The sequence below is a fragment of the Salipiger pentaromativorans genome, from assembly GCF_024721115.1.
Classification (GTDB): domain Bacteria; phylum Pseudomonadota; class Alphaproteobacteria; order Rhodobacterales; family Rhodobacteraceae; genus Salipiger; species Salipiger pentaromativorans.
This window is the reverse complement of the sequence record NZ_JAMDHK010000005.1, coordinates 290,549-312,322: the sequence shown is the minus strand read 5'-3', so window position 1 is coordinate 312,322 and position 21,774 is coordinate 290,549. Positions and strand designations below refer to the sequence as shown.

Sequence of the window (21,774 nt, the reverse complement as noted above, 5' to 3'; positions counted from 1 at the left end):
GGTCGTTCTCCTCACGGCATTTATCCATGAGGCCAACATACCTGACCTCGTTCGCCCCCGGAGAGCGACCGCCGCAATCATACCATGTCTGGTGAACCCGCGCGCCGCTTTCGAGACCGAACTGGCGCTGACGCCGGCCAAGGCCCGCCGCCGTGTGGCGGTGGTGGGGGCCGGTCCGGCGGGGCTTTCCTGTGCCATCACGGCGGCGCAGCGCGGCCATGAGGTGGTGCTTTTCGAACAGGCCGGCGAGATCGGCGGCCAGCTCAACATGGCGCGGCGGGTGCCGGGCAAGGAGGAGTTCGACGGGCTGGTCGACTGGTTCGGCGCGATGCTGCGCGAAACCGGGGTGACGCTGGCGCTGCGGACACGGGCAGAGCCGGAGACGCTGGCGCCCTTCGATGCCGTGGTGCTGGCCACCGGGGTGACGCCGCGCGACCCGGGCATTCCGGGTCAGGACCATGCGTCGGTACTGAGCTATGTGGATGTGCTGCGCGACGGTGCCGAGGTGGGCCAGCGAGTGGCGGTTGTGGGGGCCGGGGGCATCGGTTTCGATGTGGCCGAATATCTGGTGACCGGCGAAAGCCCGACGGTGCATCTGCCCGAGTGGCTGCGCGAATGGGGCGTCACCGATCCCGAAACCGCGCGCGGGGGGCTGGCGCCCGAGGGCCCCCGCCCCGCGCCGCCCCTGCGCGAGGTGGTGCTCTTGCAGCGCAAGGCCGAGAAGCCGGGCAAGCGGCTTGGCAAGACCACCGGCTGGATCCACCGGACGGCGCTTCAGCGGAAGGGTGTCGTGATGAAGGCCGGGGTGAGCTATGAACGCATCGACGCGGAGGGGCTTCATATCCTGCGCGACGGCCAGCCCGAACGGATCGCCTGCGATACAGTGGTGCTTTGCGCCGGCCAGGAAAGCCGGCGCGATCTCGTGGCGCGCTTGGCGGGAGAGGTTCACGTCATCGGCGGGGCCGATGTGGCGGCAGAGCTCGACGCCAAGCGCGCGATCGACCAGGGCGTGCGGCTGGGCGCGGCGCTTTAGCGGCGGGCCCTGCGCCCTTCGGGCCGGGACGGTCTCGGGCGAGCAGCCCTGTGGGCGCGCCGGTCGTCCGGCTTGCCGGCCTGCGAGAGCCGGCCGCGACCGGCGCGGCAGCCGCAGGGGCTCTTTGCAAGAGGTATAGAGAGCGGGTTTCTACGTCACGCACAGTGCGCTGTGAAACCCTGCTATTGTCTCGCCTAGGTCCAAGTTGTGCCTCAATCTCCGACCATTACTCGATCCCGAAGAAGAATGAACGAGGAGACGGTGATGGATCGTCTGACCGAAATGGAAGCCTTCGCCACGGTCGTGGATCAGGGCGGCTTTACCGATGCGGCAAAGAAGATGGGCATCTCGAAATCGGCCGTGTCCAAGCACGTGTCGTCGCTCGAGGCGCGGCTTGGCGCCCGCCTGCTGAACCGCACCACCCGCCGTGTCTCGCCGACCGAGATCGGGCTGGCCTATTACGACCGCGCTCGCCGCGTGCTGAACGACGCCGGAGAGGCCGACGCGCTGGTCACCTCCATGCAATCCGCGCCTTCGGGCCTGCTGCGAATCTCGGTCGCCACCGATTTCGGTGTGAACCATCTCAGCCCGGTGCTGGGCGACTTTCTTGCGGAATTCCCCGACATCACCGTGAACATGGTGCTGAACAACCGCTATGTGGAGCTGATCTCGGAAGGGTTCGACATGGCCGTGCGCATCGGCGAGCTGGAAGATAGCACCCTGCGCGCCCGCAAGCTGACCGACACCACCAAGCGGATGATCGCCGCGCCCTCCTATTTCGAGAAATTCGGCCGCCCCGCGCGCATCGACGATCTCAACGAGCACAAGCTGCTGCATTACTCCAACCAGTCGAGCGGCAATGTCTGGAAGGTGACCGCGCCTTCCGGCGAAAAGCGCCAGGTGCGCACCGCCGGCTGGCTGAGCGTCAATGACGGGCAATCGCTGCTGAACGCTTGCATCGCGGGTCTCGGCATCGCCTATCTGCCCTCCTATCTCTACGCCGATGCCATGAAACAGGGGCTGGTCGAGGATGCGATCCCCGAGCTGCCGATCGAGACCCAGGGCATCTACGCGGTCTACCCGCCGGGCCGGTTCACCCAGCCCAAGGTCCGCGCCTTCATTGATTTCCTGGTCCATGCGTTTGCCGAGAAAGGCCCGCAGGACTGGTAACCGAGGTTCTTCCCCAAGTCTCGCTAGGCACGAGGCCGCCTGCGCTCCGGATGCGTTCCGGGGCGCTTTTCTTTTGCGGTTCGCCTGGAGAGGAGGCGATGGCTATTCGGAATATTGCCGCCGCGCCGCGGCGCCTCTTGCAGAGGGGCGCCTGCGATCCCTAGATGCCCCGGGTATAGAACCGGAGCCGAATTTTCATGCGTCAGAGCCTTGCCCTGTTTCTCGACCGCCCGCTGGTGCGCTACACCATCATGGCGGTGATCCTGTTCAACGCGGTGATCCTGGGGCTGGAGACCTCCCAGGGCGCCATGGACGCGGCGGGCTGGCTGATCGTTGCGCTCGACACGGCCTGTCTGGCGATCTTCGTGGCCGAGCTGGTGGCAAAGCTCTACGCGCGCGGCTTCTCCTTCTTCCGCTCGGGCTGGAACATCTTCGATTTTCTCGTGGTCGGCATCGCGCTGGTGCCTGCCGGGCAGGGGCTTGCCGTGCTGCGGGCGCTGCGAATCCTGCGGCTTTTGCGGGTGATCTCGGTCGCGCCGACGCTGCGGCGGGTGGTCGAGGGTTTCGTCTCGGCATTGCCCGGCATGGGCTCGGTCTTCCTGCTGATGGGGGTGATCTTCTACATTGCCTCGGTCATCGCGACCAAGCTCTTCGGCACCAGCTTTCCCGAATGGTTCGGCACGCTGGGCATCTCCGCCTACACGCTGTTCCAGATCATGACGCTGGAAAGCTGGTCCATGGGCATCGTGCGCCCGGTGATGGAGGTGCATCCCGAGGCCTGGATGTTCTTTGTGCCCTTCATCCTCATCACCACCTTCGCGGTGGTGAACCTGGTGGTCGGTCTCATCGTGAACTCCATGCAAGAGGCACATGCGGTCGAAGAGGTCGCCGCCACCGAGGATTACCGCGACGAGGTGATCACCCGCCTGCGCGCCATCGAGGCGCGGCTTGACGAGCGACGCTGAGCTTTTCATCTTTCTCCAAATACTCCCGCCGGAGGCGATCATGCCCAAACTCACCGAAACGACCGTTCGGAGGGATGCCGGAGACGGGTCCTGCGGGCCTTACGAGGCGCTTCTCTTCAGCGACAGCGGCGGGCTGACCCAGTTCGGCGCCTTTGTCGAGATCCTGGCACCGGGCTCGCGCTCGTCGATCCGGCACTGGCACGCGACCGAGGATGAAATGGTCTATGTGCTGGCGGGCGAGGTGACGGTTCATGAGGGTGACGCGTGTTACACGCTGTCTCCGGGCGAGGCGGCAACGTTTCGGGCCGGGGTGCCCGAGGGGCATTGTCTCGAAAACACAAGCGCGGCGCCGGTGCGCTATCTGGTGATCGGCACGCGCGGGCTGGCCGATGTCGTCACCTACCCGGATCACGACCGCGTCGTGCGGCTGACGCGCGATCCGGACAGCCAGGAGATCACCTCGCGCGAGATCGCCACCTTCGACGGAACCCCGGCGGGGTCGCCCTACGATCCCGCATGAGGCGCGCGCTTGCCCGCCCCGGACCGGCGGATTAGACCGGCAGCATGCGGATCATCGAGAATATCATCAGCGACCGGGGTTCGAAATACGCCGTCTCGGGCGCGCCCTGCGCCTCGGAAGAGGCCGCGAAGGCGCTGATCAAGGAGCTGTGCCGGCGCAAGAAATTCGCCAAGGCGACCCATAATAGCTGGGGGCTGCTGACCTCGGCCGGTCCGGTCAAGAACGACGACGGCGAGAGCGGCGCCGGTATGGTCATCCTGCGCATGCTCGAACGCGAGGGGCTTTCCGATCACCTGGTGGTGGTGACGCGCTGGTATGGCGGCAAGCATCTTGGGGGCGACCGGTTTCGCCATGTGCAGGACGCGGTGCGGACCTATCTGGAAGCGCTGCCGGAGAGCGAGCGCTAAAGCGCCCTTGTCCGGCGGCGGCGCGGCGCTAGATCTCGCGAAACCTTCGGTGCGGGAGCATGGCATGTCCCAAAGAAAAAACGATCTTGTGGCGTTTGCGGAATGCCTCGCCGGTCGTCTGATCGTGTGGGGGCGGCCCTTGAAAGCGACGCGCCTTACGGTGGCGATGCGGTTGCGCCTGGGGGCGCTGCTTGCGCTGGGCTACCTGATGAGCGTGGTGATCTATCGCGTGGCGACGGGGGACAGCCTGCCCGATGTCATCTTCGCGCAACTGATCGGCGCGGGGGTGAGCTTCTTTACGGGACAGACCGCGCCGTATCTTCTGTTTGCGCTGACGCTTGTTCTGGCTGCGGGCCTGCTGTTTCTGGCGGTGTTCGTCAGCACCGCCTTGGAGGCCCTGCTGCTGGCCGTGGAGGGCGCCTTTCGCGCCCTCGCGTTTGCGCTCTCCGTCGGGTTCGGCATCATGATGATGGCGCTCATCTATCACGCCGCAAGCTGGGCGTTTGCGCTGCCCTGGCTGACAATTGCGCTGTGGAGTATCGTGGCCATCGCGGTTTTGACGGGGATCGGGGCTGTGCTCAACGCTCTTTGCGGCGATCCCGCACCGGTCAGCACGCCGTCCCGGTCGCCCAGCCCGCAGGCCCGGAAACGCGCGGTTCCACCCGCACCGGCACCGCAAGAGGCCTCTGCGCCGCGTATCCTGCCCCCGGTGCCGGCAGTCTCGCCGCTGTCCCCCGGTCTGCGCGGACGCGTGGCGTTGCTGACGATATAGGGCCCGGACGCGCCGGTCAGTCGGTCGAGATCAGCACCGCTTCGACGCGCCGGTTCTCCTCTCGCCCCTCCTGGGTGAGATTGCTGGCGACCGGTGCCAGATAGCCCACGCCGTCCGAGCCGATCTGTGCCGCCGGAATGTCCCTATCGCGCAGATAGGCCTCTGCCGCAGCGGCGCGCTTGCGCGAGAGCGCCGTATTGGCGTCCAGAGAGCCCACGGCGTCGGTATGGCCGACAAAGAGGATGCGCCGCGTGGGGTTGTCGCGCAGATAGGCGGCCAGCGCGTCCAGAGAGGCGATGGTCGCATCGCCCAGAGCCGTGGCGCCGCTTTCGAAACGCAGGTCGCGCAGGATCGCATGGCCCTGCGCCTCGAGCTCGGCGGCAATGCCCTCCGTCGCGGCCGCAGGGATGGGGACGGCGCCGTCCGGCACGATCCTTGTGGGCGCGCCCGCCCCGGCACGGATGATCTGCACATATCCCGCTGCGTTCGAACGGCTGACCAGCAGGGTCAGATAATCGCCCTCGGGGCCGCGCGCGGCAAGAAAGCGAAACGCGGTGAGATCGACATACATTTCGGGCGCCGGGATCACCTCGGTTCCGAAGCGGAAATCGAAGCCGCCGCAGCGCGCGGAGGCGCAGTCGAACAGCAGCTCGTAGCCGGCTGCGAGGATCTGATCGCGCAGCGGCGCGAGGATCTGCAACGTGGTCAGGTCGGAGGCGTCGATGCGCCAGGCCTGCCGGGCGATGCGCCCCTCTGCGCGGATCACCGGGCTGCCGCCGTCTTCGCGCCAGGGCCCCAGCGGCACCGCATAGCTGCCGGGATCGGTGACGCGCTCGGCCATCATCCGCGCCCCTGACGGCAGGCTCAGATCCAGCGCTTGCAGCGGGCCGGCCAGGCAGATCAGGAGCAGCGCCGCCTCAGCGAAACTGCGCGTGATAGGCGTCATTCGGCCGCATGTCCGTGGCGCTCGCCACGCGGTTGGTCATGTTGAAGAACCCCGCCACATTGGCGATGTCCCAGATGTCGCGCTCGCCAAAGCCCGCGTCGCGCAGTGCCTCGCGGTCGTATTCCGCGATCTCGGCGCTGGTCTTGGTCATCTTCTCGGCAAAGGCCAGCATCGCGCGATGGCGGTGCGGCAGGTCGGCGACGCGCCAGTTCATCACCAGCATCTCGCCCAGTTGCGGATCGCCCGACAACTCGCGCACCGCGGCGCCATGGGCGGTGAGGCAGTAATAACATTTGTTGATCGACGAAACGACCACCGCGATCATCTCGCGTTCCAGCTTGCTGAGCCCGGAATCGGCGAGCATCAGCTCGTTGTACATGGCGGTGAAGGCGTTCAGCTTGGCCACGTCGAAGGCATAGGCCTTGAGCACATTGGGAACCATGCCGAGCTTGTCGTTGCAGATGTCGAAATATTTCTGCGTCTCGGGCGGCAGCGGGTCCGCCATGGGCAGGTTGAGTGCGGTGGGCAGGTCCTTGGTCATGTCAGCTCTCGACTTTGATGCGGTAGTGGTATTGCCCCACAAGCGTGAAGCCAAGCGAAGCGTAAAGGCCGTTCGCGGGGTGATTGTCCTGTACGCAAAGCACGGCGATCCAGTCCGCGCCATGATCGCCCGCCCAGGCGGCGGCGCGGCGCATCATCCATTTGCCAAGCCCGTTGCCGCGATGGGGCGCGCGCACCTCGAGCGCATGCACCATCGCGATCCCGTCATGGATCGCGCAGAAACCGACGCCGGCGGGCTTGTCCCGAAGGCGGCTGAACAGCCCGGTCTTGGGGCCCTTGGCGCGCTCCATGACGCGCTGCCGGTCGGCGCCGATGCCGGCCTCCTCCCAGATCTCGCGCATGATGGCGAGCGGTTCCCAGACGGCAAAGGCCGTGACGCGGGGAATCTTGACATCGGTCAGCCGGGGGGGCGGGCTGAGCCAGAGGTTCACCGGGTCAATCCGGTCGTAGCCGGCGGCCTGCAGCGCGGAATCCAGCGCCTCTTCGCCCGCCCGGATCATGAACAGCGGATCTTGCCCCATCATTTCCATGGCCTTCTCGGCGGCGGGCAGGTCGTCGGGGGTCCAGTCGCGCTCGGCACTGGCGCAGGAGACCCGCTTGCCGCCGCCACCGCCTTCGCGCAGCCGCCAGGGGCCTGCGTCGATGGCGCGCGCCGCGGGCCATGTGCCGTCGATGGCGGCGTAGAGCCGCGGCAGATCGGGGGTCATGCGGCGAACCCGGAGAAAGTGGCAGGAGCCAAGGCGTACCTCGTGGACAGCTTCCGGCCTTTTATGGCGATCCCCGGGCGTGCTGGCAATCGCTCTGCGCGGATCGGGCGAGGATTGCCCCGGCTGCCGAGGGCCGATAGGCCCTCGTGACATGCCGGTGCGAGGCTCTCTTGCTGCGGTGCGGACCGGGTTTCCGCCGCGCCCGGGGCTTTGAGGCTGCCCCGGGTTCAGCCCTCGGGAAAGAGCGCGGCGAGCGCGGTCATTGCCGCGTCCACCCGCGCGCCGTTCTGCCCCCGGATCACGATATTGGCGCCATAGACGCCATTGCGCTGATAGGGGTAGGAACCGATGGAGAGGTCGCTGAACTCCGTTGCCAGCTCGGCCAATGGCCCGGCGATCTCGCCCTCGCCGCGTTCGATCCGCAGGTTCTGCGACAGCAGCGGCGCGCCGCCGGTAAGGGTGGGCAGGACGCTGGCGACCATCGCCTCGAAAACGGCGGGCACGCCGGCCATCACATGCACGTTCTTCATGGTGAAGCCGGGCGCGATGGAGACCGGGTTCTCGATCAGCGTGGCGCCGTCGGGAATGCGGGCCATGCGCTTGCGGGCATCGTTGAACTCCACGCCCTGGCGGTCGTAATGCGCCTGAAGCAGTGCCCGGGCATCGTCGCGCACGCCGATCGGGGCACCGAAGGCGGCGGCCACGCAATCAGCGGTGATGTCGTCATGGGTCGGGCCGATGCCGCCAGAGGTGAAGACATGGGTAAAGGTCGCGCTCAGCGCGGTGACCGCGCCCACGATGGCCTCGCGATCGTCCGAGACCATGCGCACTTCCATCAGGTCGATCCCCTGTTTGGTCAGCTCGCGGGCGAGGTGATGCATGTTGGAATCGCGGGTACGGCCCGAGAGGATTTCGTCGCCGATCACGATCATCGCGGCGGTGGGGTTGGTCATGTCACGGCTCTCCTTGGCGCGGCTCCTGCAATGGTATAGGCCCGCCGCCATGCGCTTTCAAACCCCTCTGATCCCCGCCACGCTGCTCCGCCGCTACAAACGCTTCCTGGCCGATGCGCGGCTGGAGGACGGGCGCGAGATCACCGCCCATGTGGCCAATCCGGGCAGCATGCTGGGGCTGAAGGATCCGGGGCTGAAAATCTGGCTGGAGCCGAACGACGACCCCAAGCGCAAGCTGAAATACGCCTGGAGGCTGGTCGAGCATGAGAGCGGCGCCTTCACCGGGGTCGATACCGGCGTGCCCAACCGCATGCTGCGCGTGGCGCTGGAGGCAGGGGCGGTGCCGGGGCTGGAGGGCTATGGCGCGGTGCGTCCCGAGGTCAAATACGGCGAGAAGAGCCGCATCGACTTTCTGCTGTTGGAGGAGGGCCGCCCTGACGCCTATGTCGAGGTGAAATCGGTGACCTTGTCGCGCCGGCCGGGGCTGGCGGAGTTTCCCGACAGCGTGACGGCGCGCGGGGCGAAACATCTGGCGGAGCTGGCGGCGATGGTGCGGGCGGGGCACCGGGCGGTGATGCTTTATCTGGTGCAGCGCACCGATTGTTCGGAGGTGACTCTGGCCGCCGATCTCGACCCGGCCTATGCGCGCGCCTTTGCCGAGGCCACGGCTGCGGGTGTCGAGGTTCTGGCCTTCGACTGCGGGATCTCTCCCGAAGGCGTCTCGCTCGGGCGCGCGCTGCCGTTCCGCGCCCCCTGAGCTTTTCCACCTTTTTATGGAATATTGAGCGGTTCCTCCCGGCGTCGCCTCGTTTCGAGGTTCTTCGGATTTGGCGGCGATAAAGTAGGAGGTTCGACGTCGAGGAGCGCCAGCCGGCGGCCCGGCAATGGCGCGGCGCGTGTTTCGATATGGCAACACGCGGCGTTGACCCGTAGCTGAGCCCGCGCCGCGTCCGGAGGGTTACGCGCTTTCGACGGCGCTGCCCTTTTCGATATGAAGTGTGCGGGTCGGGAAGGGGATTGCCACGCCCGCCGCATCCAGCGCTTCTTTCACCTGGCGTTTCATATCCGCCTGGAACTGGAAAAGATCGCCGCTGTCGACCCAGACCCGCACGAGGAAATCCACCGAGCTGTCGCCCAGATTGTTGACCTGGATGAACGGCGCGGGATCGGTTTTGGCGCGAGGGTCGGACAGGATCGTGTCGCGGATCACCTCTTCGGCCTGCTTCAGATTGGCGCCGTAGCCCACGCCGAAGGTCCATTCCGCGCGGCGGGTTGTGTAGACCGAGAAATTCTCGATCACATTGCCCCAGACCTGCGCATTGGGAATGATGATCTGGGTGTTGCTCAGCGAGGCCAGCTCGATGGTGTTGAGCGTGATATCCTTCACTGTGCCCATCTCGCCGGCGACCTCGATGAAATCGCCCAGCTTGATGGGGCGGAAGATGATGATCATCACACCGGCGGCGAGGTTCGACAGCGTGCCCTGAAGCGCCAGGCCGATGGCGAGACCGGCGGCACCGATGGCGGCGACGATTGAGGTGGTCTGAACGCCGAACGTGTTCAGTACGAAAAGCGCGGTGAACAGCAGGACGGTGTAGCGCGCCAGGTTGCCGAGGAAGTGGAACAGGGTGTCGTCCAGCTTCGCGCTGCGCTTGGAGATGGCGATGATCCGGCGCTTGATCCAGCCGGCGACGAAGGCGCCCACGATCAGCAGCAGCACCGCGGCGACCACATTGCCCAGGAGCTGTGCCAGGAATTCCAGCGTCAGAAGGTCCGACAGCGATTTGCCGCCGTAGATTTGCATGTTCAGCAGGTTGCGAAGCGTTTCCATTTGTCCTCTCGTTCCTGTTCCGGTGACCGCTTATGCGCGGCAGTAGGCCCGTTCGGCAACGCCCGGGCAGGGGGGAATGTTCCGGCTTCTGCCTCTGGAATTGCCCGGCGATTGGGATTAAGTATCGGGTATTCACGCAGGACGGAGCGCGCAGCTTTGAGACATGACACCGGCGGCCGCCTCACCCGGGACGGCATCCGCATCCACGAGCCTTCCGATTTCGACGGCATGCACAAGGCCGGCGCCGTCGCCGCGCGCATCCTCGACGATGTGGCGCCGCATGTCTATCCGGGCCAGACGACCGGCGGGCTTGAGGAGATTATCCGCGGCGCGGTCGAGGCGTCGGGCGCGATCTCGGCGACGATCGGCTACAAGGGTTATCAGCACGCAAGCTGCATTTCGGTGAACCATGTGGTCTGCCACGGTATTCCGGGCAGCAAGATTCCGAAGTGGAAGAACGATTCGCACGGCCGCACCGACGACAGTCTGGTCGATGGCGACATCCTGAACATCGACGTGACGGTGATCGTGGATGGCTGGTACGGCGATACCAGCCGGATGTATGTGGCGGGCGAGCCCAAGGCCTATGCCAAGCGACTGATGCAGGTCACCCATGACTCGCTGATGATCGGGATCGAGGCGGTGAAACCGGGCAACACCTTCGGCGACATCGGCCACGCGATCCAGAGCTATGTGGAAAGCCACCGCATGTCGGTGGTCCGCGATTTCTGCGGCCACGGGTTGGGGCGGGTGTTTCACGCACCGCCCAATGTGCTGCATTATGGCCGCGCCGGCAGCGGGCCGCGGCTCGAGGAGGGCATGTTCTTCACCATCGAGCCAATGGTGAATCTGGGCCGTCCCGAGACCAAGGTGCTCAAGGACGAATGGACCGCGATCACCCGCGACAAGTCGCTTTCCGCGCAATACGAGCATTCCGTGGGGGTGACCGCGGACGGAGTCGAGATCTTTACCTTGTCGCCTGCTGGACGGTTCCATCCGACTTGGGAAGAGGCCTGAGGCGACGACGCCCGCGCGGGCGGAGGAGCGGCTCCTCGCGCCCTTGCGGGCGCTCCTCGCCGCTATCGCCGGTCCGGTGCGAGGGCGGTCGGGTCATTCCGCCGGTTCGGTCGCTCTGCCGGGGACGCTGCGATAAATCAGCGGTGCGTCTGCCGCCGTCGCATGGGCTGCTGCACGGGATTGCAGATCGCTGTGATGGGGCGATTTCACGCAAACGGGATCGGTGGCCGCCGCATCCCCCGCGAGTGCCATGGACTGGCAGCGGCAGCCGCCGAAATCCACCTCCTTGCGGTCGCAGCTTGCGCAGGGCTCGGGCATCCAGCCCGTGCCGCGATAGGCGTTGAAGGCCGTGCCCTTGTACCAGATTTCGGAGAGGGGCTTGTCGCGGAGGTTGTCGAACCGAAGGTGGGGGATGGTCTGGGCCGCGTGGCAGGGCAGCACCGTGCCATCGGGCGCGACGTTGAGCCCTGTCGAGCCCCAGCCGCCCATGCAGCGCTTGGGGTAATCGGAATGGTAATCGGCGGGCACATAGTCGATCACCAGCGTGCCTTTCAGCCGCGCGCGCGCCTCTGTCACGATGCGCGTCGCCTCCTCGGCTTGCGCGCGGGTCGGCATCAGTGCATCGCGGTTTTTCAGCGCCCAGCCATGGAACTGCACGGTGGCGACCTCGATGCGGCGTGCGCCCATCTCCACCGCCATCTCCAGCGCGCGGGGCAGCTGATGCAGGTTGCGCCGGTGCAGCACCGCGTTGAGGGTGAGCGGAAAGCCGATCTGTCCGATCCACTCGGCCACCATCATCTTGCGCCTGTAGCCGCCCGCGTAGCCGCCGATCTCGTCGGCCATCTCGGGCGTGGTGCCCTGAAGCGAAAGCTGGATATGGTCGAGCCCGGCATTGTCGAGCGCCCTCAGCCGCCGTTCGGTCAGGCCGATGCCGGAGGTGATGAGATTGGTGTAGAGCCCGGCGTCGCGGGCGGCCTGCACCAGCTCTTCCAGATCGCGGCGGGTGGCGGGCTCGCCGCCGGAGAGGTGGAGCTGCAACACACCCAGATCGGCGGCCTGCCGGAACACGTCGCGCCATGCGTCGGTGTCGAGTTCGCTCTCCTGTCGGGCGAGATCGACCGGGTTGGAGCAATAGGGGCAGGCGAGCGGGCAACGGTGGGTGAGCTCGGCCAGCATGGCGATGGGGGGACGGGTCGTCATGAAGCGCCTTTTTCTGCGGCGGCGGGCCCGGTGGTCGAGGCCGTGCCGTGCGTATTTGGAAAGAGAAGAAGCTGCATGCGGGGCAGGGGCGGATGGGTCATCGCATCACCGCAGGTCGAGAAAGCGGCGGGCGTGCAACGCACCGAGGAATCCGGCGCTGTCGGCGGCGATCTGCTCTGGCGGGGCGTGGTATTTCGCGGCGAGCGTTTCGGTGATCTCACCCAGGCTGCGGATGCCGTCGAGTTCCGACAGGATGGCATGGGCCACCGCGTCGAGCGTGACGGTACGTTCCGGCGCCAGCAGCACCCAGGTCTCGCGCACCCGGTCCCAGTGCAGGCGCACGCCGCGGGGCAGGGCGGGGATGTCGGCGGGCGACATCACGCGGCCTCGGCGGCGCGCAACCCCTCGCCGGGGCGCCAGGCGCCGGGCGGGATGCGCGCGGGCTCGACATAAGCGCCCCAGAGCGCATCGAGCTGCGACCAGAGCACATCGGTTTTGAAGATCAGCGCTTTCGCCGCCATCTCCTGTTTTTCCGCCGTATCGGCGTGGTCGAGCACCCATTTCAGCCCGAAGGCCACGTCCTTGGGCGCCTCTTTCAGCCGGTTGCGGAAATAGGAGAGCGCGCTGTCATCGGCGAAATCGTAATTCTTCAGCAGCCCTTCGATGCGGTTGGCGTGGATCGCCGGGGCGAAAAGCTCGGTGAGCGAGGCGGCGACGGCCTCGAGCAACGTCTTGTCGCGCACGAAGCGCACATAGGCGTCGACGGCGAATTTCGTGGCCGGCAGCACGCCCTCGCAGGAGGCGACATAATCGGGGTCGAGCCCCACCGCCTTCGCCAGCCGCAGCCAGCGGCGGATACCGCCCTCATTGGTCTCGGTGCCGTCGTGATCCTCGATCCGGCTCCGCCAGGCGCGGCGCAGCGCCGGATCCTCGACGCGGGACATGAAGGCGGCGTCCTTCATCGGGATCGAATGCTGGTAGTAATAGCGGTTGATCACCCAAGCGCGCACCTCGTCCTGGGTGCAGCCGCCGCCATGCAGCCGGTGATGGAACGGGTGCAGATCGTGATAGCGCTCGGCCCCGATCTGCCGCAGCCGTGCCTCGAATGCGTCGCGTGTCATCGTCATGCCGTGACCTCCATGCCGTCCTGACCGATGGTCCATCCCGCCGCTTCCGCTTCCCGGCGCTCCTCCGAGCCGGGGCGCAGGACGGGGTTGGTGTTGTTCATGTGAACGAAGATCTTCTCTCCGATATCGAGCCCGGCGAAGGCGGCGATCGAGCCCTCCGCGCCGCTCATCGACATATGGCCCATGCGCTGGCCGGTCTTGCTGCCGAGCCCGGCGCGGACCATCTCGTCGTCGCGCCAGAGCGTGCCGTCGAAAAACACCAGTGCTGCGCCGGAAAGCCTGTCGCGCAGCGCGTCGGTGAGCCGCGCGCAGCCGGGAATGTAATAGGCGGTGTCATCGCCTGCTGTGAGCTCGACCCCCACGGTCTGTTCGCCCATGAGATCGGTCTGCACCTCCTCGCCCTCGAGATAGAGCGGCACCTTGCCGGGCACCGCGAAGAGCGTTGCGACAAGGCCCGGCGCGATCTCGGCGGGGCTGTCGAGCGCCACGGTGGCGCGGGTTACGACCGCCGGGTTCAGCGCGGAAAAGATCGGGTTTTCCGCCAGCACCTCGTGGATGCCGGGTGTGGCGTAAAGCGTGAAGGGCTGCATTTCGCGCAACGTCAAAAGCCCCGCCACATGGTCGATGTCGCCATTGGTGAGCAGCACCGAACGCAGCGGTATCTCGCGCAGGCCCGTCGGGTGCAGGACGGTGCAGGCCGCGAGCTGGGCGCGGATGTCGGGCGAGGCGTTCAGCACCGCCCAGTCCCGCCCGTTGGCGGAGACGGCGAGCGAGCTTTGCGTCTGCGGCGGGATCTCGCCCGCGCGGGCGCTGCGGCAATTGTCGCAGCCGCAGTTCCACTGAGGCAGGCCGCCGCCCGCGGCGGCCCCCAGAATGCGCGCGCGGAATTGCATCGCGTCCTCCCGCGCGCCGGGGCTCAGAACAGGACGCCGTCGTCGTGCTCGGGGCCGTACATGTTGATTTCCATACCGCACTCGATTTCGCGGATCACGGGCTTGGTCCAGGCCATGGGTTTCCTCCTCCTCTGGCGTGCCGAACGATTGTTTCGGTGCATGCCAGACTGCCAAACACAGACGGGGGGAGGCGAGTCTTAGTTTCTAAGAAACGCTTAGACTTTGGTCGCGTGTAGAGGTGGAAACGCCCTAAAGCTCGCCCTTGGCGGCCTGTTTCAGCTCTTCGGAGAAGCGGCGGCGCAGGTCGCGGCGGACGGTGGCGGCGCGGTTGCGCTTGGCCTCGGTCTCGGTGAGAATGCGCAGCTCGGGCACCTCGGCGGGTTTGCCGTCCTCGTCCACCGCGACCATGGTGAAGTAGCAGGAGTTGGTGTGGCGCCGTGTGCCCTTGCGGATGTCCTCGGCCTCGACCCGGATGCCGATCTCCATCGAGGTGCGCCCGGCATGGTTCACGCTGGCGCGGAAGGTGACCAGTTCGCCCACGTTGATCGGCTGCTTGAAAGTCACCTGATCGACCGACAGCGTCACCGCATAGCGCCCGGAAAAGCGCGAGGCGCAGGAAAACGCGACGCGGTCGAGCAGGTTCAGCAGCGCGCCGCCATGCACCTTGCCGCTGAAATTCGCCATATCCGGCGTCATCAGCACCGTCATTTCCAACTGGCGGGGGTCCATCGCGCGCTCCGTTGCTGGCTGGGTCCTCTGCGCAAGATGGCAAAAACGCGGGGCGGTGCAAGCGCTTCCTGCGGTTCAGCGCTGCGGCGGCAGGCCGTCGAGACAAAAGCCTTTATGTCGGACGGTGGCGATCTCGAAGCCGAAATCGGAGGCGGGTTTCAGCTTCTTGCGCAGGTAGCCGATATAGACATCGACCACGTTTTCCGACCGGGAGTCGCCCGCCCAGAGCGCATCGAAGATCTCGCCGCGAGGCAGGGGCGTGCCGGCGTGATCGGCCAGCAGCGCCAGCAGTGCGAATTCCCGGTCGGTGAGCGTGACCGTGCGCGTGCCGGTGCTGAGGCTGCGCGCGGCGGGCGACAGCCGCGCGGGCGCCGGGCGCAGCGTGGCGGCGCGGCGCTCCTGCACCTTCAGCCGCGCGGCCAACTCGTCGAAGGAGAAGGGTTTGACGATATAGTCGTCGGCCCCGGCCTCGAGCCCTGCGGCGCGGTGATCGACATCGGACAGCGCCGAGAGCATGACGATGGGCAGTTGCGCGCCCGAGGCCCGCGCGTCGCGCACCAGCGCGATACCGCTGTCGGCGCCCAGCATGACATCGACCACAGCGGCGGCAAAGCGATGGCCGGTCAGATCCGCGAGCGCGGTCTCGGCGCGGTTGCGGGTCTCGACCGCATAGCCGTGCAGCGCCAGCCCCCGTGCGAGGGCGGAACAGATTTCCGGGTCGTCATCGACCACCAGAAGCCGGGTCTGCGTGTTCATGGCGACACCCTAACCCGGCACACGCGGAAGGCGAACCGAGATTTTCGTTCCGGGGGCGTCGCCGAGGGCGGCGTCGCGGGGCACGGGGCTCTGCACTGCGATGCTGCCACCCTGCTCCTCGATCACCCAGCGGGCCAGGGCGAGGCCCAGGCCAAAGCCCTGTGCATTGCCGCCGCCCGCGCCCTGGGCGAAGCGATCGAAGATCTGCGCCTGATCCTCGAGGGCGATGCCAGGGCCGTTGTCGGTGAGCGCGATCTCGCCGCCGGTGTCGGTCTCTTGCAGCGCGAGCCGCAGTTTTTCGCCCGCCCGCGCGTGGCGAATGGCGTTGCGGATCAATCCGACCACCACCTGCCGCAGCCAGTTGCGATCTCCGGTCACGATGACCGGCGACGCAGGCGGTGCCGTGACGGTCATTCCCGCGTTGGAGAGTTCGGCCTGTGTCTCGGCGATGGCCTCTTGCAGCAGCGCGGCAAGGTCGACCGGGGCCGTGTCCAGCGCGAGCTGGCCGGTTTCGGAACGGGCAATGCGCAGCAGGTCGTCGATGCGGCGGTTCAGCCGCTGCGCGCGGGTTTCGATGGTGGCGAAGGCCGGGGCCGGGTCGGCGCCCCGGCGACCGAGCTGGGCTTCCATCAGGATCACCGTCAGCGGCGTGCGCAGCTCGTGGCTGATGTCGGCAAAGAAGCGGCGGCGGTCTTCGTCGATGCGTTCCAGCCGCGTGTTGGCGGCGCGCAGCGCCTCGGTGCGCTGGCGGATCGTCTCGTTGAGCTGCGCCCGGTCGGCGGCGACCGCCCGCTGGCGTGTCGCCAGCGCCAGCGCCATACGTTCGGTTTCGCTGGAGAGCCGGCCGATTTCGTCGCTGCGCCCGTCGGGCAGGGCGATGGCGAAATCCTCGCGGCCGATCCGGCGGGCGGCATCGCGCAGCGCGTCGAGCCGCCGGAACTGAGGCCGGACGAGGCCGAAATAGAACCCCGCCGAAAGCGCCGCCGCACCCAGCGCGATGCTCAGCGCCGCCAGGGTCAGCCGGCGGCGCAGATCCTCGATCCCCGCGAGGATCTCGTTGCGCAGCCGCTTTTCCTCGTTGACGGCCTCGGCCAGAAGCGGCTCGAACCCCGAGGCGAACGTGTCGAGATAGGCGCGCAGCCGGGTCTGTTCGCCGGTTTCGGCCGAGAGCCCGTCCCGTGCCGTCCGGAACAGCGCCTCCATCCGGGCGATGGCAAGCGATTGCGTGGCGCGGCGGCTTTGCGCGTCGAGCCCGCGCGCTTCGGCGACCTCGAGGTCGAGCCCGGCGCGCAGCCGGGAAAAGGTCTGCCCGATGGTTTCGGCGATCCGGTCGATCCGCGCGGCGCGGGTCTCGGTCGGCAGACCGCGCTGGATCACCTCGGCGGCGACCACGATAAAGGTTGAGACCTGGGTCGAGAGCGCGGCATAATGTTCAAGCCGGGTTTCTGCCGCCAGCGCCGTTTCGAGCCGCTGCGACACCCGCGACATGCCCGCCGCGAGCAGCGCCGCGGTCAGCAGCGTGATGAGGCCCAGCAGCCCCGCACCCAGTCCGAGCCGGGCCTTGAGTGACAGTCCTTGCCGCATTCGGTCAGTGCCATTTACCTTTCTGCGCTGCTCAATATTTGGTCACATGATGAGAGAGCATGCAAAAACTTTGTCAAAATGCTGCAATGCAGCATGGTGCGACCTTTCTGTTGATCCTTTCTTCGGGGCCTTTGCGCGATCCTGCGCGGGCATCACGTCCAATTCAACGAGGCAAACATGATTGAGCTTCTCTTTGTGGCCTGCTTGTCCACCGCGCCAGATCAGTGCCAGGAACGCAGCCTGCTCTTTACCGACATCACGCCGATGACCTGTGTGATGGGGGCGCAGCCCGAGCTGGCGAAATGGACGCAGACCCATCCCGCCTTTACCGTCACCGGCTGGAAATGCCGGTCTGTCCGCCCGGGCGAGAAAGAGGCCTGAGGCCCGATGTCAGGGCCGCAGGCAGCAGCGGATGCGGGTGACACGGCTGCGCAGAGCGATCCTTTGCGACCGGGTGAAACCGCTCTCCTCCCTTCGGAGTAATTGACGCGCGCGGCGCGAACGGTCACGGTCCTTCCGAGGAAGGGGAGGATTTCCGTTGCCGAACGACACGGCAGAGCGCTGGCAGGGAGCGGCCACCGCCGGGCAGAAGGTGCCCGGGCGGATTGCGGTGCCCGCGATCTCGCTTGTCGCGCTCGGGCTGATCTGGATCGTGGCGGCGGCGGTGACCGCCGATCCCCAGATCCTGCCGCAGCCCTGGGCGCTGGCCCGGCCCTTTGCACAGGCGCTGCAATCGGGTGAGCTGCTTTATCATCTGGGCTGGACGCTGTCGCGGGTGCTTTGGGCCTTTGTGCTTGCCATGAGTCTCGGCACCGCGCTGGGGCTGGCGATGGGCCGGCTTCCGGTACTCGACCGCTGGCTCGACCCCTGGCTGGTGATCTTCCTGAACCTGCCGGCGCTGGTGCTCATCGTGCTGTGCTATCTGTGGATCGGGCTCACCGAGGCCGCCGCCATCGCGGCCGTCACGCTGAACAAGATCCCCAATGTCGCAACGGTGATCCGCGAGGGCGCGCGGGCGCTCGACCCCGGGCTGGACGCCATGGCCGGGGTCTACCGGATGCCGTGGCGCCGCCGGATGCGCCATGTGGTGCTGCCGCAGCTTGCGCCCTTCCTGACCGCCGCCGCGCGTTCGGGCGTGGCGGTGATCTGGAAGATCGTTCTGGTGGTGGAGTTCCTGGGCCGCTCGAACGGCATCGGATTTCAGATTCACCTCTATTTCCAGCTTTTCGATGTGGGGATGGTGCTGGTCTATGCCTTCTCCTTCATCGCCGTCATGCTGACGGTCGAATGGCTGGTCCTGCAACCCTGGGAACGCCGCGTGCGGCGCTGGCGGGGAGGGACGGCGTGACCGCCCTCGAACTCGTGGATCTCGGCTACAGCTACGGGGCCAAACGGGCGCTCGACGGGGTGAGCTTTGCGCTGCGGCCGGGGCGGTTCACCGCGCTTCTGGGCCCGAACGGCGCCGGGAAATCGACCCTGTTCTCGCTGCTCACGCGGCTTTTCGTCACCAAGGAAGGGCGCATCACCGTCGCCGGGCACGACATCGCGAAAGAGCCACGCGCGGCGCTGTCGAAAATCGGTGTGGTGTTCCAGCAGCCGACGCTCGATCTGGATATGTCGGTGGCCATGAACATGCGCTATTTCGCGGCCCTGCACGGCATTTCCGGGCGCGAGGCGGCGCGGCGCGCGCAAGAGGCGCTGGAGCGGCTGGGCATGGCAGAACGCGCGGGCGAGACCGTGCGCGGCCTGAACGGCGGTCACCGAAGGCGGATGGAGATCGCCCGTGCGCTGATCCACAGGCCCGAGGTGCTGCTGCTCGACGAGGCCACGGTCGGGCTGGATTTCAAGAGCCGGCAGGACATCGTTGCGCATGTGCACGAGCTGGCGGCGGGCGGGCTGACCGTTCTCTGGGCCACCCATCTGGTGGACGAGATCCATGACAGCGACGATGTGGTCGTGCTGCACCGGGGCCATGTGCTGGCACATGACACCGCCGCAGAGCTGCGGAAGGGGCGCCCGCTGGCCGATGTGTTCATCGAGATGACCGCGACCGGAGAGACCGCATGAAACCCTATCTCGTCGCGCTGCTCGCCATCGTGCGCCGCGAGGCGCTGCGGTTTCTGCACCAGCGCAGCCGGTTTCTCGCGGCGCTGGTGCGTCCGCTGGTCTGGCTGGTGGTTTTTGCGGCGGGGTTCCGCGCCGCGCTTGGGCTTTCGATCATCCCGCCCTATCAGACCTACATCACCTATGAGGTCTACATCGTTCCGGGGCTTTGCGGAATGATCCAGCTTTTCAACGGGATGCAAAGCTCGCTCTCGCTGGTCTACGATCAGGAGATGGGCTCGATGCGGCTGCTGCTGACCTCGCCGCTGCCGCGCTGGTGGCTGCTCTTGTCCAAGCTGCTCGCCGGTGTCGCGGTGTCGATTCTTCAGGTCTATGTGTTTCTGGCCATCGCCGCGGGGTTCGGCATCGTGCTGCCGCCGCTGGGCTATCTCTATGTCCTGCCCGCGCTGGTCATCAGCGGGCTGATGCTGGGCGCGCTGGGGTTGCTCATTTCCTCGACGATCCGGCAGCTTGAGAATTTCGCCGGGGTGATGAATTTCGTCATCTTCCCGATGTTCTTTCTGTCGAGCGCGCTTTACCCGCTGTGGAAGATGGCTGAAAGCTCGGACCTCCTGCGCGACATCTGCGCGGTGAACCCCTTCACCCATGCGGTCGAGCTGATCCGCTTCGCGCTGTATCAAAACCTGAACGGTATGGCGCTTCTGTGGGTCGCGGTCAGCTTCGGGGTGTTCTTCGGTCTGGCGCTGGTGGGCTACGATCCGGCCTACGGGCTGACCCGGCGCAAGCCGGGCCGCTAACCGCCGCCTCTCTCCCGCTCGCGGCCCGGAGCGCCGTTGCGACCTAGGGCTGTGTTCCGGCGTGATCCGGGCTCGGCTAGACTGAACAGCAAGCGTTCAACGGGAAGGAGATCACGCGATGTCGGCTCTGCACACCGCAGTCCGAGACCCGGGACGGGTCTGTTTCGGCCTTCGCTCCGGAGCCGATCTCACGTGACCGCCGCGCTGGATGTTCCCGGCGCGGGTCTCCGGGCCGACGAGTTGATCGCGCTGCGTGCCACGGCTCTGGCCGGTCCCGCCGCTCTCCCGGCCTGTGGCGGCGATTGTGTGCTGGTGGCGGATTTTCGACCGTCGATGCTGCGGGGGCTGATCCGGGCCTTCCGGTCGGTGGCCGCTGCCGAGGCGCTGGCGCTGATCGGCTGGCGCGTGGCCGAGGCGGGCGGCGGTGTCGGGCTGCTGGCGCTGGCGGCGGGCGAACCGGTGCGGGTGCCGCCCGGGGGCATGGTCGCGGTGATCCGCGGGCTGGTCCGTGCGCATGAGGCCGCGGCGGCCCATGCGCTGGCCGGCCGGCTGGACGATCCGCCCCTCGATCGGGCGCTGGCGCCACTCAGAGGGCTGGCGGCACCGGGCAGCGCGCTGGTCATCGCCTCCGGGTTCGAGACGCCGGGCGGCGGGCTTGCCGACCGGCTGGACGGGCTGGCACGCGCGCATCCGCTGCGGCTGCTGCATGTCACCGATGGCGCGGGGGCGGAGCCCGGCGTTGTCGGCCAGCCGCTGCTGTCAATCGACGCGAGCCTGCCTCCGGAGGCGACGGTCTGGCGGCTGGGCGCGCTGTTCCCGCCGGATCTTTCTCGCGCGCCGTGGGGCGGATCGTCCGATCCGGCGCATCGGTGACGTCCGGAGCGCGATGTTTCCTGTAAGGCTTTGCTTTTCAACGGAAGATTTGGGCGTTTTCCGCCCGATCTTTCGCAGAGATCCGCGTCTCACCCGTCTCGGAATCGTGCCTCGGGCCGATACGAATGGTTGAATTGCCAGAATCCCGGGCAGGGCGCACCCTTTTGCCGAGGGTGCCGTATGGAGGCGGTGCCCCGCTGGGAGGAGATAACAAAATATGGGAATTCTCGACAAGCTCTTTGGCGGTGAGGGGGGCAGCGCCGCTCCGACATACAGCTACGTGAAAATTCATCCGTCGGTCGATACTGGCGTGAAGCCCGCGACGCCCGGGTTTTCCGGAGGCACACTGAAATGCAACTGCGCCAGCGATCCGGTGGTGGTCGTGGTCGAGGCGCAGACCGCGCATAACCATGTCTGCGGCTGTACCAAATGCTGGAAGCCCGACGGGGCGATCTTCAGCCAGATCGCCGTGGTCGCCCGCGACAAGGTGGGTGTGAAGGAGAATGCGGACAAGCTCGAGATCGTCGATCCGTCGGCGGCGATCCAGCGTCATGCCTGCAAGGGCTGCGGCGTGCATATGTATGGCCGCATCGAAAACACCGGGCATCCGTTCTACGGGCTCGATTTCGTGCATACGGAACTGTCGCCGCAATCGGGCTGGTCGCCGGCGGAATTTGCCGCCTTCGTTTCGTCGATCATCGAATCCGGGGTCGATCCGTCGCGTATGGAGGCGATCCGTGGCCGGCTGAAGGAACTGGGGCTCGAGCCCTATGATTGCCTGTCGCCGCCGCTGATGGATGCGATCGCGACCCATGTCGCCAAGCAAAGCGGCGCGCTGAACTGAGGCGTCAGGCTGAAACCCGGTCCGG

27 protein-coding genes are annotated in these 21,774 nt (G+C 66.8%); 14 read left to right on the top strand and 13 right to left on the bottom strand.

The window, feature by feature from the left end:
• From M4578_RS11365 to M4578_RS11340, 6 genes are all read left to right on the top strand, one after another.
• On the top strand, positions 1–1,033 hold a 1,033-nt coding region (locus M4578_RS11365; protein ID WP_258093534.1), incomplete at its 5' end, for an NAD(P)/FAD-dependent oxidoreductase.
• 264 nt (positions 1,034–1,297) lie between these two features.
• Complete coding sequence (locus tag M4578_RS11360) at positions 1,298–2,203, top strand: LysR family transcriptional regulator (protein WP_258093533.1); 906 nt, start codon at positions 1,298–1,300, stop codon at positions 2,201–2,203.
• A gap of 197 nt (positions 2,204–2,400) precedes the next feature.
• Entirely contained in the window at positions 2,401–3,168 is a 768-nt protein-coding gene (locus M4578_RS11355) for an ion transporter (RefSeq protein WP_258093532.1), read from the top strand.
• A gap of 40 nt (positions 3,169–3,208) precedes the next feature.
• A complete protein-coding gene (locus M4578_RS11350; RefSeq protein ID WP_258093531.1) occupies positions 3,209–3,688 on the top strand; it encodes a cupin domain-containing protein in 480 nt (159 codons plus the stop codon).
• Between the two features lie 44 nt (positions 3,689–3,732).
• Positions 3,733–4,095 (top strand): YigZ family protein, encoded by a 363-nt coding sequence (locus tag M4578_RS11345; protein WP_258093530.1) that lies wholly within the window; start codon positions 3,733–3,735, stop codon positions 4,093–4,095.
• Positions 4,096–4,159: 64 nt separating this feature from the next.
• A complete protein-coding gene (locus M4578_RS11340; protein WP_258093529.1) occupies positions 4,160–4,867 on the top strand; it encodes a hypothetical protein in 708 nt (235 codons plus the stop codon).
• A gap of 16 nt (positions 4,868–4,883) precedes the next feature.
• On the opposite strand, the gene M4578_RS11335 is transcribed toward M4578_RS11340, so the two are convergent.
• The 4 genes from M4578_RS11335 to M4578_RS11320 all read right to left on the bottom strand — a co-directional run bounded on the left by M4578_RS11335 (position 4,884) and on the right by M4578_RS11320 (position 8,034).
• The gene (locus tag M4578_RS11335) at positions 4,884–5,813 is read right to left on the bottom strand and encodes an OmpA family protein (protein ID WP_258093528.1); all 930 of its coding nucleotides are present in this window, start codon (positions 5,811–5,813) and stop codon (positions 4,884–4,886) included.
• Positions 5,785–6,354, bottom strand: a complete 570-nt coding sequence (locus tag M4578_RS11330; RefSeq protein WP_258093527.1) for a peroxidase-related enzyme — start codon at positions 6,352–6,354, stop codon at positions 5,785–5,787. The genes M4578_RS11335 and M4578_RS11330 overlap by 29 nt, the downstream gene beginning before the upstream one ends.
• A gap of 1 nt (position 6,355) precedes the next feature.
• Positions 6,356–7,081, bottom strand: a complete 726-nt coding sequence (locus M4578_RS11325) for a GNAT family N-acetyltransferase (RefSeq protein ID WP_258093526.1) — start codon at positions 7,079–7,081, stop codon at positions 6,356–6,358.
• 227 nt (positions 7,082–7,308) lie between these two features.
• Complete coding sequence (locus M4578_RS11320; RefSeq protein ID WP_258093525.1) at positions 7,309–8,034, bottom strand: competence/damage-inducible protein A; 726 nt, start codon at positions 8,032–8,034, stop codon at positions 7,309–7,311.
• A gap of 49 nt (positions 8,035–8,083) precedes the next feature.
• On the opposite strand from M4578_RS11320, the gene sfsA reads away from it, so the two are divergent.
• Positions 8,084–8,791, top strand: a complete 708-nt coding sequence (gene sfsA, locus M4578_RS11315; RefSeq protein WP_258093524.1) for a DNA/RNA nuclease SfsA — start codon at positions 8,084–8,086, stop codon at positions 8,789–8,791.
• Positions 8,792–8,992: 201 nt separating this feature from the next.
• Here sfsA and M4578_RS11310 read toward each other — a convergent pair whose 3' ends face one another.
• Positions 8,993–9,865 (bottom strand): mechanosensitive ion channel family protein, encoded by an 873-nt coding sequence (locus tag M4578_RS11310; RefSeq protein WP_258093523.1) that lies wholly within the window; start codon positions 9,863–9,865, stop codon positions 8,993–8,995.
• 156 nt (positions 9,866–10,021) lie between these two features.
• Here M4578_RS11310 and map point away from each other — a divergent pair, with 156 nt between their 5' ends.
• A complete protein-coding gene (gene map, locus M4578_RS11305; RefSeq protein ID WP_258093522.1) occupies positions 10,022–10,882 on the top strand; it encodes a type I methionyl aminopeptidase in 861 nt (286 codons plus the stop codon).
• Positions 10,883–10,975: 93 nt separating this feature from the next.
• Here map and pqqE read toward each other — a convergent pair whose 3' ends face one another.
• The 8 genes from pqqE to M4578_RS11265 form a co-directional block, all read right to left on the bottom strand.
• Positions 10,976–12,082: a pyrroloquinoline quinone biosynthesis protein PqqE gene (gene pqqE / locus M4578_RS11300; RefSeq protein ID WP_258093521.1), complete on the bottom strand. Its 1,107-nt coding sequence runs from the start codon at positions 12,080–12,082 to the stop codon at positions 10,976–10,978.
• 105 nt (positions 12,083–12,187) lie between these two features.
• Entirely contained in the window at positions 12,188–12,460 is a 273-nt protein-coding gene (pqqD, locus tag M4578_RS11295) for a pyrroloquinoline quinone biosynthesis peptide chaperone PqqD (RefSeq protein ID WP_258093520.1), read from the bottom strand.
• Positions 12,460–13,209, bottom strand: coding sequence for a pyrroloquinoline-quinone synthase PqqC (gene pqqC, locus M4578_RS11290; RefSeq protein WP_258093519.1), 750 nt, complete (start codon positions 13,207–13,209; stop codon positions 12,460–12,462). The genes pqqD and pqqC overlap by 1 nt, the downstream gene beginning before the upstream one ends.
• Positions 13,206–14,102 carry a pyrroloquinoline quinone biosynthesis protein PqqB gene (gene pqqB / locus M4578_RS11285; RefSeq protein WP_258093518.1) on the bottom strand — a complete coding sequence of 299 codons (897 nt, stop codon included), beginning with the start codon at positions 14,100–14,102 and terminating at the stop codon, positions 13,206–13,208. Before pqqB ends, pqqC begins: the two co-directional genes overlap by 4 nt.
• A 23-nt stretch (positions 14,103–14,125) precedes the next feature.
• Positions 14,126–14,218, bottom strand: a complete 93-nt coding sequence (pqqA, locus tag M4578_RS11280; protein ID WP_040384855.1) for a pyrroloquinoline quinone precursor peptide PqqA — start codon at positions 14,216–14,218, stop codon at positions 14,126–14,128.
• 133 nt (positions 14,219–14,351) lie between these two features.
• A complete protein-coding gene (locus tag M4578_RS11275; RefSeq protein ID WP_258093517.1) occupies positions 14,352–14,831 on the bottom strand; it encodes an acyl-CoA thioesterase in 480 nt (159 codons plus the stop codon).
• Between the two features lie 75 nt (positions 14,832–14,906).
• A complete protein-coding gene (locus tag M4578_RS11270; RefSeq protein WP_258093516.1) occupies positions 14,907–15,587 on the bottom strand; it encodes a response regulator transcription factor in 681 nt (226 codons plus the stop codon).
• A gap of 9 nt (positions 15,588–15,596) precedes the next feature.
• Positions 15,597–17,171: a sensor histidine kinase gene (locus tag M4578_RS11265; protein ID WP_258093515.1), complete on the bottom strand. Its 1,575-nt coding sequence runs from the start codon at positions 17,169–17,171 to the stop codon at positions 15,597–15,599.
• A 177-nt stretch (positions 17,172–17,348) separates the two neighbouring features.
• On the opposite strand from M4578_RS11265, the gene M4578_RS11260 reads away from it, so the two are divergent.
• The 6 genes from M4578_RS11260 to gfa all read left to right on the top strand — a co-directional run bounded on the left by M4578_RS11260 (position 17,349) and on the right by gfa (position 21,749).
• On the top strand, positions 17,349–17,552 hold the full coding sequence (locus M4578_RS11260) for a hypothetical protein (RefSeq protein WP_258093514.1): 204 nt from the start codon (positions 17,349–17,351) through the stop codon (positions 17,550–17,552).
• 211 nt (positions 17,553–17,763) lie between these two features.
• Positions 17,764–18,519 (top strand): ABC transporter permease, encoded by a 756-nt coding sequence (locus M4578_RS11255; RefSeq protein WP_258093541.1) that lies wholly within the window; start codon positions 17,764–17,766, stop codon positions 18,517–18,519.
• On the top strand, positions 18,516–19,238 hold the full coding sequence (locus M4578_RS11250) for an ABC transporter ATP-binding protein (protein ID WP_258093513.1): 723 nt from the start codon (positions 18,516–18,518) through the stop codon (positions 19,236–19,238). The genes M4578_RS11255 and M4578_RS11250 overlap by 4 nt, the downstream gene beginning before the upstream one ends.
• Complete coding sequence (locus tag M4578_RS11245) at positions 19,235–20,032, top strand: ABC transporter permease (protein ID WP_258093512.1); 798 nt, start codon at positions 19,235–19,237, stop codon at positions 20,030–20,032. The genes M4578_RS11250 and M4578_RS11245 overlap by 4 nt, the downstream gene beginning before the upstream one ends.
• A 192-nt stretch (positions 20,033–20,224) precedes the next feature.
• Entirely contained in the window at positions 20,225–20,905 is a 681-nt protein-coding gene (locus M4578_RS11240) for a DUF58 domain-containing protein (protein WP_258093511.1), read from the top strand.
• 217 nt (positions 20,906–21,122) lie between these two features.
• Positions 21,123–21,749, top strand: coding sequence for an S-(hydroxymethyl)glutathione synthase (gfa, locus tag M4578_RS11235; protein WP_258093510.1), 627 nt, complete (start codon positions 21,123–21,125; stop codon positions 21,747–21,749).
• The last annotated feature ends 25 nt before the right edge of the window (positions 21,750–21,774 follow it).